The following is a 21,809-nucleotide window of genomic DNA, read 5'->3' on the forward strand; positions in this document are numbered from 1 at the left end:
CCGCCCGGACGAGGGCCCGGCCGCACCCGCGGATACCCCACAGGAGTACAAAAAAATCTCGCGCACCCTTGCGCCACATACCGGGTAGGGGTATAACTTGGATCCATAGAGATACCCCTTAGGGGTATAGTGATCGTGCAGACGGTCCGTGAGGAGGAGCAGACATGACCACCACCGCTTCCGATGCCGCCGAGGTCGAACTCGCCATCGGCGGCATGACCTGCGCCTCGTGCGCCGCGCGGATCGAGAAGAAACTCAACCGCATGGACGGCGTGCAGGCCACCGTCAACTATGCGACCGAGAAGGCCAAGGTCGCCTTCGGTGAGGGTGTCGCCGTGGCGGATCTCATCGCCACCGTCGAGGCCACCGGCTACACAGCCCAGGAGCCGTCCCCCGCACGCGCCGAGGACGCCCCGGCCGACCGTCCGGACGACGAGCTGCGCACCCTGCGGCAGCGGCTGACGACCGCCGCGGTGCTCGCCGTGCCGGTGATCCTCATGGCCATGGTCCCGGCGTTGCAGTTCGAGTACTGGCAGTGGCTGTCCCTCGCTCTGGCGGCCCCCGTGGTGACCTACGCGGCCTGGCCCTTCCACCGGGCCGCCTGGACCAACGCCCGGCACGGCGCCTCCACCATGGACACCCTGATCTCGGTCGGAGTGTCGGCGGCCTTCCTGTGGTCCCTGTGGGCACTGTTCTTCGGTACGGCGGGGACGCCGGGCATGACGCACCCCTTCGAACTGACCATCGCCCGCACCGACGGAGCCGGGAACATCTACCTGGAGGCCGCCGCCGGCGTGACGGCCTTCATCCTGGCCGGACGGTACTTCGAGGCCCGCTCCAAGCGGAAGGCGGGCGCCGCGCTCAGGGCACTGCTGGAACTGGGCGCCAAGGAGGTCACCGTCCTCCGCGACGGCCGCGAACGCCCGCTTCCCATAGGGGAGTTGAAGGTCGGGGACCGCTTCGTCGTACGGCCCGGCGAGAAGATCGCCACCGACGGTACCGTCGTCGAGGGCTCGTCCGCGGTGGACGCGTCCATGCTCACCGGCGAGTCCGTCCCGGTCGAGGTGGGCGTCGGGGACGGCGTCACCGGGGCCACGCTGAACGCCGGGGGACGTCTCGTCGTGGAGGCCACCCGGGTGGGCGCCGACACCCAGCTCGCCCGCATGGCCCGGCTCGTCGAGGACGCCCAGAACGGCAAGGCGGCCGCACAGCGCCTCGCCGACCGGATCTCCGGCGTCTTCGTCCCCGTCGTGATCGCCCTGGCCCTGGCCACGTTCGGCTTCTGGCTCGGCAACGGCGCCGGACTGACCGCCGGTTTCACCGCCGCGGTCGCCGTCCTGATCATCGCCTGCCCGTGCGCCCTGGGGCTCGCCACCCCGACGGCCCTGCTGGTGGGAACCGGCCGAGGCGCACAGCTCGGCATTCTCATCAAGGGACCCGAGGTGCTGGAGAGCACCCGCAGGGCCGACACCGTCGTCCTCGACAAGACCGGCACCGTCACCACCGGCCGGATGACCCTGCTCGCCGTGCACCCGGCCAAGGGCACCGACGAGCCGGAGGTGCTGCGCCTCGCCGGCGCCCTGGAGCACGCGTCCGAGCACCCCGTGGCACAGGCCGTCGCGGCCACCGCGGCGGACCGGATCGGACCGCTGCCCGTACCGGAGGACTTCGCCAACGTCCCGGGGCGCGGTGTGCAGGGCGTCGTCGACGGGCATGCCGTGCTGGTCGGCCGCGAGCAGCTGCTCGCGGACTGGGCGATGTCCCTGCCGGAGGAGCTGGCGCAGGTGAAGGCCGCCGCCGAGGCCGCGGGCCGTACGGCCGTCGTCGTCGCCTGGGACGGGGAGGCCCGCGCGGTCCTCGAAGTCGCCGACGCCGTCAAGGACACGAGCCCGGAGGCCGTACGGCGGCTGCGCGACCTCGGACTCACCCCGATCCTGCTGACCGGGGACAACCGCGCCGTGGCCGAGTCCGTGGCCGCGCAGGTGGGCATCGCACCGGAGCACGTCTTCGCGGAGGTGCTGCCGCAGGACAAGGTGGATGTCGTCAAGCGTCTGCAGGGCGAGGGCCGTTCGGTCGCGATGGTCGGCGACGGGGTCAACGACGCCGCGGCGCTGGCCCAGGCCGACCTGGGCCTGGCCATGGGCACCGGCACCGACGCCGCGATCGAGGCGGGCGACCTGACGCTCGTCCGCGGGGACCTGCGCGTCGCCGCCGACGCCATCCGGCTCGCCCGCAGGACACTCGGCGTCATCCGGTCGAACCTGTTCTGGGCCTTCGCCTACAACGTCGCCGCCCTGCCGCTCGCCGCCGCCGGGCTGCTGAACCCGATGATCGCCGGTGCGGCCATGGCCTTCTCCTCGGCCTTCGTGGTCGGCAACAGCCTTCGGCTGCGCCGCTTCCGGGCCACCGCCGGCTGACCGGCCCGGCCTGTCGGAGCCACGGGGCCGTTCGCTCTGCCCGCGCCGTACCGTTCGGCGCCGGCAGGCGAACGGCCCGGTGGCTCCCTCGTGCGTACGGGCGGCCGGGTCCGTCACGGCGGCCGACGACGCTCGCGAGCCGGGAAGCCGACTGATTCCTGGCCCGCCGCCACTGTGGGCGGCACACCTGCACCGGTGACACGGGCGGTGACGCACCGGGCGTCTCCGTCCCCGCCTCCGTCCCGCTCCCTGGACCGCGGAGGCCCGAAGCGGTCGTTTGCCCGGTGGGAGCCGGGGCGGCGGTGCGGCGCGTCCCAGGCCGGCGGGCCGCGACGCGTCCCGGGCTCGGCGGCACGTTCGGGTACACCCTCGGTCGCAAAGGTGACGCGCACCGCGGAACCGGCCGCGGCGCACGGCGACGGGATCCCCGCCGGACAGGGCCGCCCCGCCCGCTTCCTGGCGTCTCGTCTCTGGCAGATCACGCAAGTGGCGCGCTGTCTCAGCGGTCCGACGTGCGCGTATCCGAATGAGTCTTTAAAGGTTGCGCAATCAGGGAACCATTAGACTCGCCATTCCTCAACCGCCGTCAGGTGCGGCAGTCGCGCATGCCGTGAGCGCCGCCGGCTTTCACTCTTCGGGGGACACATGTCGGATCCCGCGCTGTCGGGTACGGAGATCGGTGTCGTGTTCGAGCGGGCGCTCTCGCAGGCGCTGGGCTCCGCGCAGATCGTGGACGCGCTGAAGCGCCCCGGCGTGACGCTCGACCGGGAGCGGCTGCGCGCCCGGGCGGCGAAGGCGCGTACGGCCATCACCGCCGCGGCGGCGGTGGAATACCAGGACTACCTCGTCGCGAGATCGGCGGACGCGGCACGAGGCGGCCGACCGGAGGGATCGGGGCTCGCGGCGCCGTCGGCCAGCCGCACGGGCGGGCTGCTGGCCCTGTTCGCCGTGATCGTACCGGGCCTGTCGGCCGTGGCCGCCGCCGTCTTCCTGATGTCCGGGTACGCCCTGCGTGCCGTCGGCGGCCGCCCCTATGTCGGCGACGGCCTGATCACGGTCGGCCTCCTCGCCGCCGCGGTGGCCGCCGGTGCGGCGATCGGCGATCTGGTCTGGATGCTGGCGACGGCGGTCCGCAACCACCCCGACGGCGGGCAGAGCACCCTGGCCGACACCGGCCCGGAGGTGGCCGCGACGCGGGCGGCGTGGGAACTCGCCCTGCTGGAGCGGGGGATGGTGCCGTTTCTGCTCGGCCGCATCGAGGAGGCGCGCATGCGCGAGCGGGGCGATCACGCCGTGCGTTGAGTGCCTGCGGTGCGGGGGGTGCTGCGCTGTCGTACGGGTTGCACGGCGTCGTCGTACGGGTCGTACGACAGCGCTGTGGCGCCGGAGGGCGGCCCGTACCTGCAGTGCGGCATCACCGTACGGCTGGACCCGCGCCGGCCGCCTCGCCCGTCCCGCCCCGCCGGGTGGAGGCGGATGCCGGGTCGGACACCGGTCCTGCTATCTTCTACAGAACTGTAGAAGAAAGTGGGTTGCCGGTCCGTCTTCGGGCGCGGCGCGGTGGCCCCGGAGTGAGGGAAGTCGACATGGCCCTGTGGGACCGCATCAAGGACTCGGCGTCACAGATGCAGACTCAGTTGGTGGCGAAGAAGAACGACTTGAAAAGCGGTGCGTTCCGGGATGCGAGCATGGCGATGTGCGCGCTCGTCGCCGCCGCCGACGGGACGATCGACCCGAGCGAGCGGCAGCGGGTCGCCCAGCTGATCGCCACCAACGAGGTGCTGCAGAACTTCCCGGCGGACGACCTGCGGCGCCGCTTCGAGGAGAACCTGAACAAGCTGACCGCTGACTTCGACTTCGGCAAGGTCAGCGTGCTCCAGGAGATCGCCAAGGCGAAGAAGAAGCCCGCCGAGGCCCGGGCCGTGATCCAGATCGGCATCGTCATCGGCGGCGCCGACGGCGACTTCGACGCCACCGAGCGTGCCGTGGTCCGGGAGGCGTGCTTCGCGCTGGACCTGCCGCCGCACGAGTTCGACCTGTGAGGAAGCCCTCTGCGGGCCGGACGGCGCCGCGGAGGCAGGGGATCTGGGCCCGCCCGCGGCGTAACCGGGACCGGGTCACAGGGGTGTGGCCGCGTGCAGGAGCAGCAGCAGGGTGAAGGCCGAGTTGGCCGAGAACATCGCCGACAGGACGGCGCCGGTCGCGGCGGTCCACAGGGCCAGGCCCACCGCGGTGAAGACGGGCGGCCAGGCGCGCACGGCCGGCGCCGGTCCGAGCAGGGCCGCGACCCGGCGGGGGAGCGGCCCGGGCGAAGCGAACTCGGCGAACCCGGTGAACGGGGCGGCCGGCGCGGAGCGCGAGACGAGCGCCGCCCTGCCGATCGCCCGGGCGACCACCCGGCGGCTGCCCACGACCTGGGCCGCCGCCTCGTCCGCCCAGCGCTCCGTCGTATAGGCCACGGCCCGCCGCAACGGCCACAGGAACGGGTTGGCGCAGGCGGCCACCCGGACCAGCAGCAGGTAGCGGTGGTGGCGGGCCGTGAGATGGGTGCGCTCGTGGGCGAACAGGGCCCGGCGTTCCGGCGGGGCGAGGTGGCCGAGCATGCCGGTCGAGACCACGACGCGGTCACGCGGGCCGCCCGGCAGCGCGTAAGCGTACGACTCGGCGGCGGGCAGCACCGCCACCTCCGTACGGGGCAGCCCGGCCAGGGCCCGGTGTGCGCAGCGCCGCAGCCAGTGGTGCCGCAGCAGCGTGCGCAGACCGCTGCCGAGGACCGCGAGCAGCGCGGGGATCGCGGCCTTGCCGACGATCTCGTGGCGCGGCACGCTCTCCCGCACCTCGGAGTCCGACCAGGCGTCCGGCAGCGGATTGCCCGGCAGTTGAGCGGTGCCGACCACCATCAGCAGTGCCAGACACACCGTGCTGCACAGGGCCATGACCGAGGAGACGCCGGTCAGCAGCAGCGTCGCGGTCCGGGGATGGAGGCGGTGTTCGGCCAGGCGGGCGATCGGCCACGCGGTGAGCGGCAGCAGCAACGGGAGGAAGACGAAGATCCCCATGGTGGTCAGTCCTCGTCGTCGGCCTGGTCCAGCAACTCGCGCAGCAACTGTTCGTCGCCCTGCGGCAGCGTGGTGACGAAGCTGGCCAGCACCGCCTTGCGGTCCCGTTCGCCGTCCAGGACCTTGTGCATCTTCAGTGCGGCGAGACCGGCGCCGTCCGCGGCGGGCAGCCACACGAACGAGCGTCCTTCGCGGCGGCGGGTGACGGCGTCCTTGGCCAGCAGCCGGGCCAGCACCGTCATCACCGTGGTGTAGGCGAGGCCGGCCGCCAGACGGTCCTGCACCCAGCCCGCAGTCACCGGGCCCCCTGCCTCGTGGAGCGCCGCGAGCACCTGCGTCTCCAGCGCGCCCTGTGCCCGGCGCGGCCGGGACGGATCCGGTTTCGCCATGTGCCCTCTCCCTTCGGCTCCACCCGTCCGGCCTCGCTGGCCGGCGGCGTCACATCGTATAGAGCCGGAGCGTGAGGCAGTGTCGGGGCGGTGGTCTGTCACTCACCAGGCGCGTGGGGACCGAGCCCGCCGAGAGTCCGACGGTAGTGCGGCGGGCGGGGATCGCTGTCGCCGAAGGCCCCGGCCGCCTCCCGCTTTTCGGCCCACTGCGGTTTCCCGCAGCAACCGTCCGGCTCATTCGACGGTTTCGCACGCGCCGTCCTCCACGAGTACTTCTACAGTGTTGTAGATTCTAACTCGGGTCCCGACACGGACCCGAACCGACCGCGCGTGTGGAGGAATGAAACATGGGTGTTTCCCTGGCCAAGGGCGGCAACGTCTCGCTGAGCAAGGAGGCGCCGGGTCTGAGCGCGGTGCTTGTGGGGCTGGGCTGGGACGTACGGACCACCACCGGGGCCGGCTTCGACCTGGACGCGTCCGCGCTGCTGCTGAACTCCTCCGGCAAGGTCCTCTCGAACCAGCACTTCGTCTTCTACAACAACCTCAAGAGCCCGGAGGGTTCGGTCGAGCACACCGGCGACAACCTCACCGGCGAGGGAGAGGGTGACGACGAGTCCATCAAGGTCGACCTGGCCACCGTTCCCGCCGAGATCGAGCGCATCGTCTTCCCGGTCTCGATCCATGACGCCGACTCGCGGGGCCAGAGCTTCGGCCAGGTCCGCAACGCCTTCATCCGCGTGGTGAACCAGGCGGGCGGAGCCGAGATCGCGCGCTACGACCTCTCCGAGGACGCCTCGACGGAGACGGCGATGGTCTTCGGTGAGCTGTACCGCAACGGTGCCGAGTGGAAGTTCCGCGCGGTCGGCCAGGGGTACGCCGCGGGCCTCGCGGGCATCGCCGCCGACTTCGGAGTCGATGTCTGAGCCGCGGACGCTCGTCCCGGACCCGTGTGAGGGCCGCGCCCCCGGCCCTCACACGCCGGTGCGGCAGGCGGCGGGCCCGGATACCGGCCGGAGCGGTGCGTGAGCGACGGGCCGGGCCTGCGCCCGGAGGATCGGGCCGATTTCACGCAGGTGGTCCTGGCGGCCCTGGACACCGCGGAGATCCGCGGCGCCCTGACCGCCGACCCCACCGGCCGGGCCGCGCCGCGACTGCGGACCTGGGCGCTGGCGGCGGAGGCGGAGATCGCCGCTGCCGTCCCCGACGAATACCGCGCCTATCTGGCCACCCGGGCGGTCGCCGACGGTCGTCGGCCGCCTCCGCCCGCGCGTCACCGGCCCACCGGCCGGGATCTCCGGCTGCCGCCCGCCCTGCTGGTGCCCCTGATCTCCGCCCTCTCCGCAGCGGTCCTGCTGCTCATCGGCCACGGGTCGCGCCTCGCCGGTGCGGCCACCCGGTTCGCGGGCTCGGTCCGTACGGCGGGCTGGACGCTGGCCGTGGTCGCGGTGGCCGCCGCGGGGATCGGCCTGTCGGCGCTGCCTCGGACGGTCCTGCGCACATGCGGAGGGCCGGACACGGGGAACGCGCCCGGGGCGGCGCCTCGACGGAGGGGGCCCGGGGCGCCGGCCGGACCGGGCGGGTCCGGGGCGGCGGCGGAGGTGGAGCGGGCCCGGCAGGCATGGCGGCAGGCCCTCCTGGACCGCGGCGTCCTGCCGTATCTGCGGCGCCGGCTGCCCGAATCCCTCGCCGGCTAGCCGGCACTCCCGCGACAGAAGGCGCGAAACGCGACAGAAAGAGAGACGGCACATGTCGGTCAATTTGAGCAAGGGTCAGCAGATCAGTCTGAGCAAGTCCGACGGCAGCGCATTGACCGCCGTCCGGATGGGACTGGGCTGGCAGGGCATCCAGCGCAAGGGATTCCTGGCCAAGCTGGCCGGCTCCCGGGACATCGATCTGGACGCCTCGGCACTGCTCTTCGGCGGTCGGCAACTCGCCGACGTCGCCTTCTTCCAGCATCTGACCAGCGACGACGGATCCGTACGGCACCTCGGTGACAACCTCACCGGCGGCAGCGGCGCCGGAGGCGACGACGAGGTCATCCTCGTCGACCTCGGCCGGGTCCCCGGGCACGTCGACCAGATCGTGTTCACGGTCAACTCCTTCACGGGACAGACCTTCGCCGAGGTGCAGAACGCGTTCTGCCGCCTGGTCGACGAGAACACCGGGCAGGAACTGGCCCGGTACACGCTCAGCGGCGGTGGCTCGTACACCGCCCAGATCATGGCCAAGCTGCACCGCGGGCCGGGCGGTTGGCAACTGCAGGCCATCGGCGAGCCCGCGGCGGGCCGTACCTTCCAGGACCTGCTGCCCGCGATCGTCGAACACCTGTGATCCGGACCTGGCGTTATTCATTCATTGCGCAATCGGGGAACTGTATGGGCGCGAGCACCGTTGATCACGATGAATACGGGAAGCGGAGCAGCAGCGGAGGACATGCATGAGCGTGCCCCTGACCAAGGGCGGCAACGTGGCACTGGGCCGGCAGGCCCCCGGCCTGACCGAGGTGACGGTCGGCCTGGGCTGGCAGGCGAACACGGGGTGCGACCTGGACGCCAGCGCGCTCCTGTGCGATGCCTCGGGCAAGGCGCCGTCCGAGGAACACTTCGTCTTCTTCAACAACCTGAGCAGCCCGGACGGTTCGGTCCGCCACTCCGGTGCGGGCCGCCCGCCGGGCCCGGACGACCAGCAGATCCACGTCGACCTCGACCGCGTCCCGGCGGACGTGGTGAAGATCGTCTTCCCGGTCTCCCTCTATGACGGCGTGGCCCGCGGCCAGTCCTTCGCACAGGTCCACCGGGCGCACATCCGCGTCCTCGACCGGCACGGCGGCGCCGAACTGGCCCGCTACGACCTAGCGGCGGGCGGCCTGTCGGACGAGACCGCGCTGGTCTTCGGCGAGTTGTACCGGCACGGCACGGAGTGGAAGTTCCGCGCGGTCGGCCAGGGGTACGCCTCCGGGCTCGCGGGCATCGCCGCCGACTACGGCGTGGACGTCCTGCGCGACCGGGCGCCGGACCCGGTGCCCTTCGTCGCGGACCAGGATCCCGCCGTCCCCGTCCCGCCGCCGGCCGTGCCCGCGCCCGTACCACCCCCGGCTGCGTACGCATCACCGCCCGCCTTCGTGGCACCGACGCCGACCGCCGGCTCCGCGCCCGCCCCGACGTACCCCGTGTCATCCCCAGGGAGTTCCTCCGTGACCTGCTTCTTCGACCCCGACCACGGCCCCGGTGCGACGACGGTGAGCTGGTCCCCGCAATGGGGCGTGCCGCGCCCGGTCCAGGTGTGCGGCGGCTGCGCACAGCGCGTGCAGACCACCGCACCGCCGTTCTACACACCGCCGCAGCCGGGATACCCGCAGCCGATGCAACAGGGGTATCCGCAAGCGGGCCCCGTCCAGCAGGGTTATCCGCAGCAGGGCTACCCGGCTCCGCACGGCGACCACTACCAACAGGGTTACCCTGCTGCGCACGGCGACCAGCACCAGCAGGGCGGCCGCCGCTTCGGTACCGGCGCGCTCATCGGTGCGGGCGCCGCCGGCCTGGTCGGCGGCGCCCTGCTGAACGAGGCGTTCTCCGATGACGAACCGGACGTAGTCGTCAACAACTACTACGAGGAGTGACCGGGCGCGGCGATGAGTGACCGGATGCCATGAGCGGCGACCGGCCGGACCACCGCACCCCACGCCGGCGCGGGGTGCGGCCGGGACCGCCCGGCGCCGCCTCACCTGGCTCCTGGCCCCGGTGGGGTACAAGGGTGCTGGTCGCGGGAGGGACGCGAGGAAGGACGGCACATGTCCGATGCCCGAGTGCGAAGGCGCCTGCGCTGGCTGCTGCCCGGGGTGGTCTTCGCCCTCGCCGTGTATGTCATCGTGCGCGCGGCCAACACCTCGCAGGGCGACGCCTCGCAGGGCGGTACCCCGCCGTCGCCGCGACCGTCGGCCTCCGCCTCGGCCACCCAGGCGGGCCGGCCCACCGCCCCCGCGTCCCCGGCCACCTACGACCCCGCCGAGTACGCCCCCCAGGTCCGGGACTGGGCCCGGCGCACGGGGGTCAGCGCCCAGTTGCTGATGGCCATCCTCTACAACGAGGCGTACAAGCCCCACGACCCGAGCCTGGAGCGGGCCTGGCAGAAGGTGAAACCGGACGCGGCCTTCGGGCTCGCGAACATGCACCGCGCCACCTTCGACGAGGTCAAGAAGGGCCGCGACTTCGCCGGCCGCCGATGGGAGGAACTGCCCGACGACCGGGACCTCGCCATCGAGTCCGAGGCGTGGTACCTGCACGACCTGGGCGCCCGGCTCCCCGCGCAATGGCCCGCCTCCTACGACAGGGACGAGCTGCTGGCCCTGGGATACAACACCGGCCAGGGCAACATGCTGGCCTTCGCACGGGGCACGTCCCCGGGCAGCCAGGCCCGGTCCTACCTCGCCGAACTCCACGCCAACTGGAACAAGGCGGGCCGGGCGGTCGGCACCTGAGACCCCGACCGGACACCGGGGCCGGACCGGCCGGCAGGGTGCCCGTCAGTTGCGGGGGGTGTCGTCCCGGTCGACCACGCGGCCGGTGATCACAGTGCCGTCGGCGGACGAGCCGTTCGGCGGGTCCTGCTCCCTGAGCGCCTTGGCCTCGCTCTTGAAGATCCGCGTCGCCTTGCCCGCCGAGCGCGTCAGCTCGGGCAGCTTCTTGAAGCCCAGGACCGCGATGACGACGATGAGGATCACGGCCAGTTCACTCAAGCCGAACATCAGAGAAGCCCTCTTCCAGGTGACGGAGCCGACCGGCACGGTGCACCGGTGGCACCCAGCAATCTACACTTCTGTAGAAGTCTCTCCCGGAGGGAGACCGTTCAACAAGTCCGCCTGCCGGATGCGACGGCCGCCGGCGGTCACCGGCCCCGTGACGGAGCCCGGGCTGACTGCTAAAATCGCGGGTCGGTTCGTTTCCGGGCAGGTGGCCCGGGTTGTTTGGGGGTTGGTGTGGCAACAGGTCGTGTGGTGAGGTTCGACAGCACTCGCGGATATGGGTTCATCTCTCCGGATCATGGGGACGAGGACGTCTTTCTGCACGTGAACGACCTCAAGATCGCCGAGTCCATGGTGCGTACCGGACTTGAGGTCGAGTTCGAGATCGAGGAAGGGGAGCGCGGCCCCAAGGCGTCGTTCATCCGGCTGGCGCCGGGAGCGACCGCACGGGTCGGCTCCGCGTCGGGAGCCGTCGGTGACGACTCGCTCTGCGACGTCCTGCAGACGGTCGAGTTCACCAATGAGATCACGGAACTCCTGCTCCAGGCGGCGCCGACCCTCACGGGTCAGCAGATCGTGCAGATCCGCCGCGAGTTCCTCTCGTTCGCGAAGAAACACGGCTGGACCGAGGACTGATCCTCCGGCCGGCCAGGACGGACGCCGGGGCGGCACCCGCCCCGGCCATTCCGTAGGGTTTCACCCGCGGCGGTTCCGTTCGGGTGTCCTCCGGTGGCGCCGGGGCCCGCGAAGCGGCTTGCTGGTGGCATCAGCCGCCGGACAGGAAGCGAGCCGCGGGATGCAGACAACGGTGCCGGGCAAGCCGGTGCTGCGGACGCCACGGGCCGCCGGCGTCGCCGGGATCGTCTTCGCGCTGCTGCTCGCCGCGGCCATGGTGCTCATCCGGCTCGGCATCCCCGAAGGCGCCGAGGCGGTCACCTCCGTCGGTTTCACCGACACCACGCGGCGCAACGCGGTGCACGCCGCACTCGTCCTCGTCCCCTTCGCCGGGATCCTCTTCCTGTGGTTCGTCGGCGTCGTCCGCACCCACGTGGGCGAGGCCGAGGACCGGTTCGTCGCCACCGTCTTCATCGGCAGCGGCCTCGTCTTCGTGGCGACCCTGTTCGCGGCGGCAGCGGCGGCCGACGCCGTACTGGTCACCGTCCACACCCCCGGCCCGCCCCCGGCGCTGCCGGCGTGGGACTTCGGCCGCCACCTGGCGTACACACTGATGACCGGCTACGCGATGCGCATGGCGGCCGTCTTCGCCTGCTCCCTGTCGGTCATGGGTCACCGGTTCGGCGTCCTGCCGCGGTGGCTGACCCTGCTGGGCTTCCTCACCGCCCTCATCCTGGCCTTCGTCTCGTCGAACGCCCCCTGGGCCGAGCTGGTGTTCCCGGCGTGGGCGCTGGTCGTCAGCGTCCACATCCTCGTCGTCGGCGACCGCCCTCGCCCGGACCCGACGGCGGGGGCCTGACCGGTACCCGACCGCAGTCCCGCGACCCGTACGTCGCCCCGGGCCGCAGCCGCGCCGCCCGGAGACGTCGGGCCGCGGCCTTCACCCGATCGAGCGGCGCCGCCGCGCGGAACCCGTCCTGCTGCTCCCATACTGGCGAGGGGAGATGACCGCCGTCCGGAACTTGCCGTCGAGCCGGCGGTGCGCGACGGACCTGGCCACCGGAGGGCCGAGCGCCGATGAGGCTTGTCGTCGATCTCAACAAGTGTCAGGGATACGCTCAGTGTGCGTTCCTCGCGCCGGACGTCTTCGCCATGCACGGTGAGGAATCCCTCGTCTACGACCCGCGGGCCGAACAGGAACAGCACGAACGAGTCGCCCAGGCCGTCACCGCCTGCCCCGTACAGGCGATCACGGCCGACGGACCGGACGGCCGGACGGGCAGGCCCGCCGGTGCCGCCCAGGAGGCGACACGTGGCCGCTGACTACATCGAATGGCTCCGCCGCGAGGGACGGATCGTAGTCGTCGGCGCCTCGCTCGCCGGACTGCGGGCCGCCGAGACGCTGCGCGCCGAGGGCTTCGACGGGTCGCTCACCATGATCGGTGACGAGCCCTACGACCCCTACGACCGGCCGCCGCTGTCCAAGGCGGTCCTGCTCGGCATGGCCTCCGCGCACCACACCGAACTGCCCAGGCGCCAGGAGATCGACGCGAAATGGCGACTCGGCGTCGCAGCGACCGGCCTCGACCTGACCGGAAAGAAGGTCCGGCTGGCGGACGGGGACGAGGTCGAGTACGACCGGCTGCTGATCACGACCGGCGTCCGGGCGCGGCCCTGGCCCGACAAGTCCGAGGCATCCCTGGACGGCGTCTTCCTGCTGCGCACCCGCGACGACGCGGCCCACCTCTACCGCCGGCTCAAGGCCGGCCCGCGCCGGGTGTTCGTCATCGGCGCCGGTTTCTCCGGTTCGGAAATCGCCTCCGCCTGCCGGGAGATGGGCATTCCGGTCACCGTGGCGGAACGGGCGGGCGGCCCCCTGGTGGGTGCCCTCGGCGGGGTGATCGGCGCGGTCGCCGCCGAACTGCAGCGCGAGAACGGCGTCGACCTGCGCACCGGTGTCACCGTCACCTCCCTGGAAGGCGACTCGGGGGGCCGGGTGCGGGCGGCGCATCTGTCCGACGGGAGCGTCGTCGAGACGGATGTGGTGATCGTCTCGCTCGGCGCGATCCGGAACACGGACTGGCTCACCGGATCGGGGCTCGCCGCGGGCCCACGGGGCATCGCCTGCGACGCGGGCTGCCGCGCCTTCGACTTCCGGGGCATCGTCACCGACGACGTCTTCGTCGCCGGTGACGTCGCCCGCTCCCCGCACGCCCTGTTCGACTACCAGTTCCTCTCCCTCGAACACTGGGGCAACGCCGTCGCCCAGGCCGAGGTCGCCGCGCACAACATGGTCAGCCACGGCGCGGACCGGCGGCCGCACCTGTGGGTACCCGCGTTCTGGTCGTCGCAGTTCGGTGTGAGCATCAAGTCGGTCGGCGTACCGCCGATGGGCGAGGAGATCATGATCACGCAAGGGTCGCTCGCCGAGCGCCGGTTCGTCGGCGTCTACGGCCACCAGGGCCGGATCATCGCGGCCGTCAGCTTCGACAACACCCGGTGGCTGGAGTTCTACCAACGGAGGATCGAGGAGGGCGCGCCGTTCCCGGTGGAGTTCCCGACCGTCGACCACCGCCCCGAGGGCCGCAGGCCGGTCCCGGCCGACTTCCCCGATCCGTCCCTGCCGACCCACGCCGCGACCGTCACCCTCACCGGCTACTCACCGTCGGACCGGCGGCTGGTCTTCAACGTGGCCCGCCACTGACGGACCCCGGCCGCCGCCCCGACATCCCACGCCCGAAGGACGCGTCATGACGCATGCCTCGCTCCTGCGCCAGATCACCGACTACGCCAACCGTGCCAACCCGTATCCGCTGTACGAGGAACTGCGCAAGACCCCGGTCCTGCACGAGGAGGAGGGCGGCCCGTACGTCATCAGCGGGTACTACGACATCGAGAGCCTCCTGCACGATCCGCGCATCAGCTCCGACGCCACCAACCTCGCCGCGAGCGGCGACGACGAACCGGCCGGGCCGGAGGCGACGGGACTGCCGCCGAGCTTCATCCGGCTCGACCCGCCGGAACACGACCGGCTGCGGCGGATCGCCAACAGCTCCTTCGGCCCGCCGCACCGTCCGCGGCGGCTGGACTCCATGCGCGGCGAACTCCTGCAGATCGTGACCGGCCTCATCGACGGCTTCGGGGACGCCCGTCGGATCGACGCGGTCGACCAGTTCGCCTATCCCTTCCCGGTGACCGTGATCTGCCGGCTGCTCGGCGTCCCGCGCGAGGACGAACCGCGCTTTCGCACCATGGCCGACCAGGTCGTCGCGGGCCTGGACCCGGCCGTCCGCGCAGCGGAGAACGCCGACCAGCGCAAGGCGGCGCAGGAAGCGCGCGTCCAACTCGGCATGTATCTGGCCGGACTGGTCGAGCAGCGCGCCAAGGACCCCCATGACGACATGCTCTCCGACCTGGTGACCAGCCACGGCGAGGACGGCGCGATGACGATGATGGAGGTGCTCAGCACCTCGGTGCTGCTGCTCATCGCGGGCCACGAGACGACGGTGAACCTGATCACCAACGGCATGCTCACCCTGCTGCGCCACCCCGAGTACCTGCACCGGCTGCGCGACGACCCCGGCCTGGCCCCCAGGATCGTGGAGGAACTGCTGCGCTACGAACCTCCCGTGCAACTCGTGACCCAGCGCACCTCCCTCACGGACATCGACGTGCACGGGGTGACCATCCCGAAGGGCTCGCGCATCTGGCTCGTCCTCGCCGCCGGCAACCGCGACCCGGAACGCTTCCACGAGCCCGACCGGTTCGACCCGGACCGCGGGGACATCCAGCACCTCGGCTTCGGCAGCGGCGTCCACAGCTGCTTCGGCGCACCGCTGGCCCGGACCGAGGCCCAGATCGCCCTGGCCGAACTGGCCCGGCGCCTGGACAACCCCCGCCTCGTCGAGGACCCGCCGCCCTACCGGGAGAACGCACTGCTGCGCGGCCCGCGCCAGCTGGACATCAGCTTCGACAACCTGCGGCCCTGACCGGTACCGGTACCGCACCATGGCGGCGATCAACGAACCCGGCCGGCCGATCCACGGGGCGCGGACCCGCTACGGCGGCCACCTCACGTCCTGACCATCCAGGACCGGGTGCCGAACGCCGTGCACGACTGTGACGCCACCTCCGCGGCCCGCGCCAGCGCCAGGGCGAAGTGACCGGCGCGGTCCCGTGTACTCTCCGCGCCGTCCCGCCCGGCCGACGCCCAATGGTAGGCGAACGCCCCGTGCAGGAAGTCGCCCGCGCCGAGGGTGTCCACCACCGCCGTGGGCGGCACCTCGACCACGCCCTCTCCGTCGGGACCCGACCAGACGAGGGGCTCCGCGCCCCTGCTGACGGCGGCCCAGGTCACCCCCGACTCATGCAGGTACGCCAGCGTCCCAGCGGGCGTCGTCGCGCCCGGCGGCCGGAAGTCGGCCGAGCAGACCGCCACGTCGACGAAGGGCAGCAGGGTCTGCGTGCCCTCCTTCCAGCTGCCGCCGTCCAGCACGGTGGGACGGCCCGCCGCCCGCGCCGCCCGCGCGGCGGCGATGGCCAGCTCCATGTGGTGACCGTCGAGTTCGACGACGTCGCATTCGGCCACCAGGGCGTCCAGGCCGTCCGGCGCGACCAGCCGGTGGCGGACGGCGTTGGTGGAGGCCACCGCCCGCCTGCCGGTCGAGGCGGTCACCAGGACCGACGAGACCGCGGGCGGCTCCGGCGTGTCACCCGCCAGGTCGTCCACCGTCACACCCAGGGCCGCCAGATCGGCCGCGGCCGTCAGCGCCAGCGGATGGCGGCCGAGCCCGGTCAGGAGCCTGGCCCGGCCGCCCAGATGGCCGAAGACGGCGGCTGCGTTGGCGGCGGGACCGCCGGCGGCCACCGTCTGGTCGAGGGCCGTCAGCTTCTCGTCGGGTTCGGGTACGCGGTCCACCAACTGGACCACGTCCAGGGTGCACAGGCCGACGAACAGCCCCGCGGGGCGCCGCTGTGTGCCGTGTTCCATCCGTCGGCCTCTCCTCCCGCCGTGGCGCCGGACGATCAGTGTACGAACGTGCCCGGCCCGCCGCGGGGTACCCCGCTACCTGCTGAAGTGCCGCCGCAACTGGGCGACGAGCAGGTTCGGGTCCTTGCGGGTGGAGCGGGCGGCGCCGGGCACGTACACGGTGCGCCCGCGCACCGCCACGGAGGTGGGGTCCGACAGGCCGTCACGCTGCGCGAGTACGACCGTGTGGGTGCCGTCCGGGCGGACCAGAGCGACCCGGTTGGTCTCGGACAGCGCCGCGAAGACGGTCGTACCGGGCCCGGGGAAGGCGAAGTCGTCGATCCCGCCCAGCCCGGTCGCCCGGGTCTCGATCGCACCCGCCGAACCGTCCGGCCGGACCGGGATGCGCAGCAGCGTGCCGCGGTCGGCATTGGACACCCACACGGCGTCGCGGTGCACCTTGATCCCGTCGGCGCCGAAGCCGTCCGTCCGGCGCGCGGCGGCCGGCCGCAGCGCGGACGCCCTGGCCCAGGCCGTCGGCGTGCCGCCGTCCCGCGGAATGCGCCACACCGTGCCCAGCACCGAGTCGGCCGCATAGAGCACGCCCCGGCGCTCGTCCAGGGCCAGGCCGTTGGGCAGACCTTCGGGGGGCAGCTGGGCGATCTGCCGGGGTGCGGAGCCGTCACGGTCGATGCGCCAGACGCCGGTCCTGGCGGTCCCGGTGGCGTAGCTGACGTACAGCGTGCCGTCCTGGGCGCGGACGATGCCGAACACCAGGGCGTCGTGCACGACGGGCGTGTCGGGGCGGGCCTCGGCGGGCAGGGTGGCCAGTACCCGGGTGCGGCCCTGCGGGGTGACATTGGCGACCTGCCGGGCGGACGCGAAGGTCAGATCGGCCGAGCCGTCGGGCTCCAGCGCGATGTTCTCCGGCGTCTGGCCGGCGGCCAGGTCGAAGTGGGCGACGACCCGCGGAGCCGACATCAGCGGCTCGCCGCTCACCGCGGGGGCCGACGCGAGCACGCTGAGGCTGACCGCGGCCGCGGCGACACCGGCCAGGCGGGGGAGTCGGGGCATGGGTACCTCTCTTCGGGCGGAGGGTGGCGCGGCGCCTGCGTGCGGAGCGGCGCGACACCAACATGGCGGCGGCCGTCCCGGGCGACGGCAGCCGTGGCCGGAATGTCGCCCGGGCGGCCCATGCCGGTCGGCTGCTTGCCACGCGCGCGGGTGACGCCTCGACCGTGCTCAGATCCAGCCGTTCAGCGCCTTCATGAAGCCGTCGAAGTCGTCGCGGTGGAGGGTGTGGCCGGCCCCGCTGACCGTCCGCACCTCGAAGCCGCGCCGCGTCAACTGTCCCTGCAGGGCAGCGGTCACCAGAGAGCTGGGATCGGCCGTCAGTACCAGCGAGGGCACCACGGCACGCGCCGGGGTCCGGCTGACCGCGTACACGTCGGCGATCGCGTACGCGGTCGTGGGATCCCAGTCGGCGAGGGTGGCCAGTTCCACCTCCACGTCGGCCTCCTCCCAGCGCGGGTTGAGGCCGGAGATCACCTCCCGGGTGGCGTGCTTGAAGGCGGAGAACCGCGCCGCCCCGGCGCCGGCCGCCGGCCTCATCTCCCAGGCCGGGTCGCAGTAGACGGCCCGGGCCGGGGCGAGCCGTTCCACGGCGCCGGCCAGCGCCATCGCCCCCAGCGAATGCCCGATCGCCAGCTCAGGAGCGGCCGGGAGGCTGTCGACCAGATCGTCGGTCCAGTTGTCGGCGCCGTACTCGCCCCGTCCGCTCGCGCCATGTCCGCGCAGGTCCACCGCGACCACCCGGTAGCCCCGGTCGGCCAGCGCGGGGCCGACGCGGTGCCAGGTCCTGTGGTCCGCCATGATCCCGTGGACCAGTACGGCGACCCGGTCGCCGTCGCCCCACTCACGGGTGTGCAGCTTCATCGGCATGTCCCTTCCGCCCCGGTCCGCCACGAACCTGGCACCGGGTTTCGCCGATCCTGTCACCGCAGGGACGTCCGGAGCGGGAACGGCGTCACCGACGGCCTCCGCCCGCGAGGCGCGGGCGCGTTCGGGCATGCCGGGCCCGTACGGCCGGCTGACTTCCGCTGCTTCAGGTCCCCTCGGCAGTGTGCATACGGGCCCGGGGCCTGGCGGCTCAGCCCAGCGTGGGGGCCGGTGGGGTCCAGCGCCGGTTGCGGGCCGGGCCGGTGGAGACGCCGTAGTCCTTCTTCAGCTGTTCCGGGATGGCGTAGTGCATGACGCGGCCCCGGGTGAGGGAGGACAGCTCGAAGACGGTGGTGAGATGGCCCAGCCGGTCCAGGGCCCACGCGCCGAGCGGGGAGCGGTCCTCGATGGCCTCCAGGACGCCGAGCAGGTGGGGGACCGCCCTGACGACGGTGTCCCATGAGGTGCGGGGCACGTCCAGCCAGTCGGCGCAGGTGTCGCCGACGAGGTGGCGGATCAGGGCGGAGACGATCGGGTCGAAGAAGGTGCCGGGCACGACCTCCTCGTACAGGTCGATCAACTGACGGGTGAGCTCGGCGCCTTCCTCGGACGGGCCCATGTGGGTGACCATGTACAGGTCCAGGAACGCGCGGGCCTCGGCCAGGTTCTTCGGCACGGCGTCCTGGTCGACGCCGAGGATCGCGCCGACCACGCGCCAGGCGTAGAAGTACGCCTCCGCGCCCTCCGTACTCATGTGGATGCCCAGCCGGTGCAGGCTGTCCAGGACCAGCAGGGAGAAGAACATCTGCCCGCCGATCATGTCCTCCTGGCAGATCGGCGTCCCCCACTGTGCGACGTCCCAGTGGTTCTCGCGCTTCAGGTGGTGGCGGATGGACGCGTGCAGCAGGCGGACCTTCTGTGCCGCCGGGATGAACCGGCTGCCGGCCTCGAACGCGTCGGGCTGCATGAGGTAGACCGTGAACTGTCCGGTCTCCGCCATCCGCTTGGACGGGTAGCGCAGCGAATGCGTCGCCGACAGCAGCTTGGCCACCCGAGGGACGACGTAACACGCGGGCATGGAGGCGAAGGACAGCGCGGTGGAGATGTGGACGTTGTTGTCGATGAAGAACAGGCGTGCCTTCTCCATCTCCGTCCAGTCCACCCAATCCGGCGGGGCGCTGGTCGCCGCCAGGTACTCGCGGGCCACCTCGGGCAGCCCGTCGGGCATCGGGGCACCGGCCGTGGAGACGTACCGCATCAGGGTGTTGAACTTTCCGACCTCCCCGCGCTCGAAGAGTGCGGCCACGGTGGCGTCGGCGAGTTCGTCGCCGCGGTGCCGCAGCGCGTGCATCGACGCCTCGGTGTAGGTCATCGCAGGGCTCCTTGTCTCACCGGGACGTACCGGTCCTGGGCGAATCGGTGCTGCAGGAATGGGGGGCGGGAGGAATGGCGCGGGGGAAGGTGCGCTGGCGGAACCAGCGCTGGGGAACCGGTCCCGCATGGGCCCGGTTCCGGCGGCCGGGGGACGGGCGGGCCGCCCGGGGCAGGCAGGCGGGCGGTCAGTGCCGGCGTACCGTCGCGGTGTGCGCCAGGACGGTCAGGGCGTCGGCGGCATGGGCCGGGACATCCATGTCGTGCACGGCGCGGACGGCCTCCTCGACCCGGGCACCGATCATGTTCTCGACGCGGTCGGGTGCCTTCAGCCGGTCCATCACCTCGCGCACCGACCGCAGCCGGTCCGCGTCCGGGCCGCGCCGGCCCAGCGCGGAGCGCAACTGCGCGCGCTCGGCCTCGTCCGCGAGCCGCCACGCCTCGGCCAGCACCGCGGTCGGCCGGCTCGCCCGCAGGTCGTCCGCGCTGGCCTTGCCGGTACGGGCGGGATCGCCGAACAGCCCGAGCAGATCGTCCCGTAACTGGAACGCCTCGCCCAGCGGCACCCCGTACGCCGAGTAGTCCTCGCGCAGCCGGCGCGAGGCGCCGGCCAGTGCGCCGCCGATCAGCAACGGCTGCTCCACGGTGTACTTGGCCGTCTTGTACCGGATCACCTTCAGCGAGGCCGACGTGTCCGGCGCGGACCCGGTGCGCAGGATCTCCAGGCACTCACCGGCGACCAGGTCACGAGCCAGCGCCGCCCACAACGGGCGGGCCCGCGCCAGATACGCGGCGGGCAGCCCACTGGCCGCGAACAACTGCCCGGCCAGCGACATCAGCAGGTCGCCCACCAGCATCGCCAGCGAGCGGGCCGCGCTCGCCGCCCGCGGCCGTCTGCGCAGCGCCTCCCGCAGGGCCACATGGGCGGTCGGCCGACCGTGCCGCAGCGGACTGTCGTCGATGAGGTCGTCGTGCACGACGGCCGCCGCGTGCACCAGTTCCATGGAGGCCGAGGCCCGCAGCAGCGCCTCGCTGTCGGGCTGGCCGGCGGCCCGCCAGCCCCAGTAGCAGAAGGCTGACCGCAGCCGTTTGCCGTCCGCGACCGCCGTCTCCACCTGCTCGGCGACCGGGCCGAGGTCGGCGTCGATGGCCAGCAGTTGGTCCGTCTCCTGTGCCACGAACCGCGTGAGCACCTCGTCGACCCGGGCCTTGAACGCGGCCGGTTCGTAGCGGTCACCCGTCATTGCGCGCCTGTCGGGCCACGACGTGCCGGGCCAGCACCTCCAGGTGGGCCGGCGGGACGACCGCGTACCGGTCGAGGGCCAGTCGGCCGCGTGCTGCCAGATCCCGTTCCGCGTCCGACACCAGATCCGCCGCGTCCGAGCGGCGCAGCAGCCCGCGCACCGTCCCCACGGCCGAACCCAGTGTGCTCACCGCCAGATCGGCCAGTCCCGCAGCCAGCAGCACCGCCTGCCGGTCCAGTGCCCCGCCGTGTCCAGACTCGCGCGTCATGTCCCTCCCCGCCCACAGGCCACCGGGTCGGCCCCGGTCGTGCGCCGCCCCGCCCAGCGTCGCCCCGTCCGCCCGGGCGGGGCGGTCGAATTCACCAACGAGTGAAATCACGTACGTGTGTACGAATATTTTCCGGATGGCCGGGCCGGAAGCCGGTTCCGGGACCGGGACCGGGAGACTGAAGCCATGTCGATGGAGGGCACTGCCGCCTACCGCGCCTGCCGCGGACCACTGCCGGGTCTCGTCGAACGGGCCGTGCGGGCCGCCCGCGCGCACGACTTCGGGTTCTCCTGCCGGCCCGAACAGGGACGGCTGCTCCAGGCGCTGGCGGGGGGAGCCCGCGGGCGGATCGCGGAGACCGGGACCGGGTGCGGAGTGGGCCTCGCCTGGCTGGCCGAAGGTGCCGGACCGCACGTGGAGTTGGTCAGCGTCGAACGGGACCCGGTGCGCGCGCGGGTGGCCGCCGAGGTGTTCGCCGGTGTGCCCCGGGTGCGTGTGCTGTGCGCGGACTGGACGGTGCTGTACGAGCACGGTCCCTACGATCTCCTGGTGCTCGACGGCGGCGGCCAGGCGAAGGCGGACGGTGCCGCCGACCCGCGGCTGCTGCTGGAGCCCGGCGGGGTGCTGGTCGTCGACGACTTCACTCCCTCCCGGTCCTGGCCGCCCACCCACGGCGGCCGGCCCGACGCCGCACGGCTGCACTGGCTGGCCCATCCGGCGCTGCGCACCGTCGAACTGCCGCTCGCGGCCGATCTGAGCGCGCTGGTCGCCGTGCGCCGTGCCGACGGGGACGGCTGA

Annotated in this window: 22 protein-coding genes and 1 pseudogene; 14 read left to right on the plus strand and 9 right to left on the minus strand. The window is 72.6% G+C overall.

Features of this window, described 5'->3' with window-relative positions:
- The first annotated feature begins 164 nt into the window (after positions 1–164).
- The 3 genes from ACFYPJ_RS24345 to ACFYPJ_RS24355 all read left to right on the plus strand — a co-directional run bounded on the left by ACFYPJ_RS24345 (position 165) and on the right by ACFYPJ_RS24355 (position 4,459).
- Positions 165–2,417: a heavy metal translocating P-type ATPase gene (locus ACFYPJ_RS24345; RefSeq protein WP_389020854.1), complete on the plus strand. Its 2,253-nt coding sequence runs from the start codon at positions 165–167 to the stop codon at positions 2,415–2,417.
- A gap of 645 nt (positions 2,418–3,062) precedes the next feature.
- The gene (locus tag ACFYPJ_RS24350) at positions 3,063–3,719 is read left to right on the plus strand and encodes a hypothetical protein (protein WP_389020856.1); all 657 of its coding nucleotides are present in this window, start codon (positions 3,063–3,065) and stop codon (positions 3,717–3,719) included.
- 284 nt (positions 3,720–4,003) lie between these two features.
- Positions 4,004–4,459 carry a tellurite resistance TerB family protein gene (locus ACFYPJ_RS24355; RefSeq protein ID WP_389020859.1) on the plus strand — a complete coding sequence of 152 codons (456 nt, stop codon included), beginning with the start codon at positions 4,004–4,006 and terminating at the stop codon, positions 4,457–4,459.
- Positions 4,460–4,534: 75 nt separating this feature from the next.
- On the opposite strand, the gene ACFYPJ_RS24360 is transcribed toward ACFYPJ_RS24355, so the two are convergent.
- Both ACFYPJ_RS24360 and ACFYPJ_RS24365 read right to left on the minus strand, forming a co-directional pair.
- A complete protein-coding gene (locus ACFYPJ_RS24360) occupies positions 4,535–5,476 on the minus strand; it encodes a M56 family metallopeptidase (protein WP_389020861.1) in 942 nt (313 codons plus the stop codon).
- Between the two features lie 5 nt (positions 5,477–5,481).
- Positions 5,482–5,865 carry a BlaI/MecI/CopY family transcriptional regulator gene (locus ACFYPJ_RS24365; protein ID WP_389020864.1) on the minus strand — a complete coding sequence of 128 codons (384 nt, stop codon included), beginning with the start codon at positions 5,863–5,865 and terminating at the stop codon, positions 5,482–5,484.
- 347 nt (positions 5,866–6,212) lie between these two features.
- Between ACFYPJ_RS24365 and ACFYPJ_RS24370 the strand changes: the two genes are divergently transcribed.
- The 5 genes and pseudogenes from ACFYPJ_RS24370 to ACFYPJ_RS24390 all read left to right on the plus strand — a co-directional run bounded on the left by ACFYPJ_RS24370 (position 6,213) and on the right by ACFYPJ_RS24390 (position 10,342).
- Positions 6,213–6,788: a TerD family protein gene (locus ACFYPJ_RS24370; RefSeq protein WP_389020867.1), complete on the plus strand. Its 576-nt coding sequence runs from the start codon at positions 6,213–6,215 to the stop codon at positions 6,786–6,788.
- Positions 6,789–6,887: 99 nt separating this feature from the next.
- Positions 6,888–7,559 carry a hypothetical protein gene (locus ACFYPJ_RS24375; RefSeq protein WP_389020870.1) on the plus strand — a complete coding sequence of 224 codons (672 nt, stop codon included), beginning with the start codon at positions 6,888–6,890 and terminating at the stop codon, positions 7,557–7,559.
- A gap of 52 nt (positions 7,560–7,611) precedes the next feature.
- On the plus strand, positions 7,612–8,196 hold the full coding sequence (locus tag ACFYPJ_RS24380; RefSeq protein ID WP_389020873.1) for a TerD family protein: 585 nt from the start codon (positions 7,612–7,614) through the stop codon (positions 8,194–8,196).
- A gap of 106 nt (positions 8,197–8,302) precedes the next feature.
- Positions 8,303–8,860: pseudogene (locus ACFYPJ_RS24385) on the plus strand (TerD family protein); the annotation flags it as partial.
- A gap of 795 nt (positions 8,861–9,655) precedes the next feature.
- Positions 9,656–10,342 carry a lytic transglycosylase domain-containing protein gene (locus tag ACFYPJ_RS24390; RefSeq protein WP_389020876.1) on the plus strand — a complete coding sequence of 229 codons (687 nt, stop codon included), beginning with the start codon at positions 9,656–9,658 and terminating at the stop codon, positions 10,340–10,342.
- 45 nt (positions 10,343–10,387) lie between these two features.
- Here the strand turns inward: ACFYPJ_RS24390 and ACFYPJ_RS24395 are convergent, their stop codons facing one another.
- The gene (locus ACFYPJ_RS24395; RefSeq protein WP_389020879.1) at positions 10,388–10,609 is read right to left on the minus strand and encodes a twin-arginine translocase TatA/TatE family subunit; all 222 of its coding nucleotides are present in this window, start codon (positions 10,607–10,609) and stop codon (positions 10,388–10,390) included.
- A gap of 231 nt (positions 10,610–10,840) precedes the next feature.
- Between ACFYPJ_RS24395 and ACFYPJ_RS24400 the strand changes: the two genes are divergently transcribed.
- The 5 genes from ACFYPJ_RS24400 (at position 10,841) to ACFYPJ_RS24420 (ending at position 15,210) form a co-directional block, all read left to right on the plus strand.
- Positions 10,841–11,242: a cold-shock protein gene (locus ACFYPJ_RS24400; protein ID WP_389020882.1), complete on the plus strand. Its 402-nt coding sequence runs from the start codon at positions 10,841–10,843 to the stop codon at positions 11,240–11,242.
- A 160-nt stretch (positions 11,243–11,402) separates the two neighbouring features.
- Positions 11,403–12,080 (plus strand): hypothetical protein, encoded by a 678-nt coding sequence (locus ACFYPJ_RS24405; protein WP_389020885.1) that lies wholly within the window; start codon positions 11,403–11,405, stop codon positions 12,078–12,080.
- Between the two features lie 218 nt (positions 12,081–12,298).
- The gene (locus ACFYPJ_RS24410) at positions 12,299–12,544 is read left to right on the plus strand and encodes a ferredoxin (protein ID WP_389020888.1); all 246 of its coding nucleotides are present in this window, start codon (positions 12,299–12,301) and stop codon (positions 12,542–12,544) included.
- A complete protein-coding gene (locus ACFYPJ_RS24415) occupies positions 12,534–13,925 on the plus strand; it encodes an NAD(P)/FAD-dependent oxidoreductase (protein ID WP_389020891.1) in 1,392 nt (463 codons plus the stop codon). The genes ACFYPJ_RS24410 and ACFYPJ_RS24415 overlap by 11 nt, the downstream gene beginning before the upstream one ends.
- A gap of 46 nt (positions 13,926–13,971) precedes the next feature.
- Positions 13,972–15,210 (plus strand): cytochrome P450, encoded by a 1,239-nt coding sequence (locus tag ACFYPJ_RS24420; protein ID WP_389020894.1) that lies wholly within the window; start codon positions 13,972–13,974, stop codon positions 15,208–15,210.
- 83 nt (positions 15,211–15,293) lie between these two features.
- On the opposite strand, the gene ACFYPJ_RS24425 is transcribed toward ACFYPJ_RS24420, so the two are convergent.
- The 6 genes from ACFYPJ_RS24425 to ACFYPJ_RS24450 all read right to left on the minus strand — a co-directional run bounded on the left by ACFYPJ_RS24425 (position 15,294) and on the right by ACFYPJ_RS24450 (position 21,011).
- Positions 15,294–16,211 (minus strand): PfkB family carbohydrate kinase, encoded by a 918-nt coding sequence (locus ACFYPJ_RS24425; protein WP_389020897.1) that lies wholly within the window; start codon positions 16,209–16,211, stop codon positions 15,294–15,296.
- A gap of 75 nt (positions 16,212–16,286) precedes the next feature.
- Complete coding sequence (locus tag ACFYPJ_RS24430; RefSeq protein ID WP_389020900.1) at positions 16,287–17,264, minus strand: hypothetical protein; 978 nt, start codon at positions 17,262–17,264, stop codon at positions 16,287–16,289.
- 168 nt (positions 17,265–17,432) lie between these two features.
- The gene (locus tag ACFYPJ_RS24435; protein WP_389020902.1) at positions 17,433–18,125 is read right to left on the minus strand and encodes an alpha/beta fold hydrolase; all 693 of its coding nucleotides are present in this window, start codon (positions 18,123–18,125) and stop codon (positions 17,433–17,435) included.
- A gap of 214 nt (positions 18,126–18,339) precedes the next feature.
- Positions 18,340–19,500, minus strand: coding sequence for an oxygenase MpaB family protein (locus ACFYPJ_RS24440; protein WP_389020905.1), 1,161 nt, complete (start codon positions 19,498–19,500; stop codon positions 18,340–18,342).
- Positions 19,501–19,687: 187 nt separating this feature from the next.
- Positions 19,688–20,743, minus strand: coding sequence for a polyprenyl synthetase family protein (locus ACFYPJ_RS24445; RefSeq protein ID WP_389020908.1), 1,056 nt, complete (start codon positions 20,741–20,743; stop codon positions 19,688–19,690).
- Entirely contained in the window at positions 20,733–21,011 is a 279-nt protein-coding gene (locus ACFYPJ_RS24450; protein ID WP_389020911.1) for a polyprenyl synthetase, read from the minus strand. Before ACFYPJ_RS24450 ends, ACFYPJ_RS24445 begins: the two co-directional genes overlap by 11 nt.
- A gap of 186 nt (positions 21,012–21,197) precedes the next feature.
- On the opposite strand from ACFYPJ_RS24450, the gene ACFYPJ_RS24455 reads away from it, so the two are divergent.
- On the plus strand, positions 21,198–21,809 hold the full coding sequence (locus tag ACFYPJ_RS24455) for an O-methyltransferase (protein ID WP_389020914.1): 612 nt from the start codon (positions 21,198–21,200) through the stop codon (positions 21,807–21,809).

Source organism: Streptomyces sp. NPDC006012 (assembly GCF_042871185.1).
GTDB lineage: Bacteria > Actinomycetota > Actinomycetes > Streptomycetales > Streptomycetaceae > Streptomyces.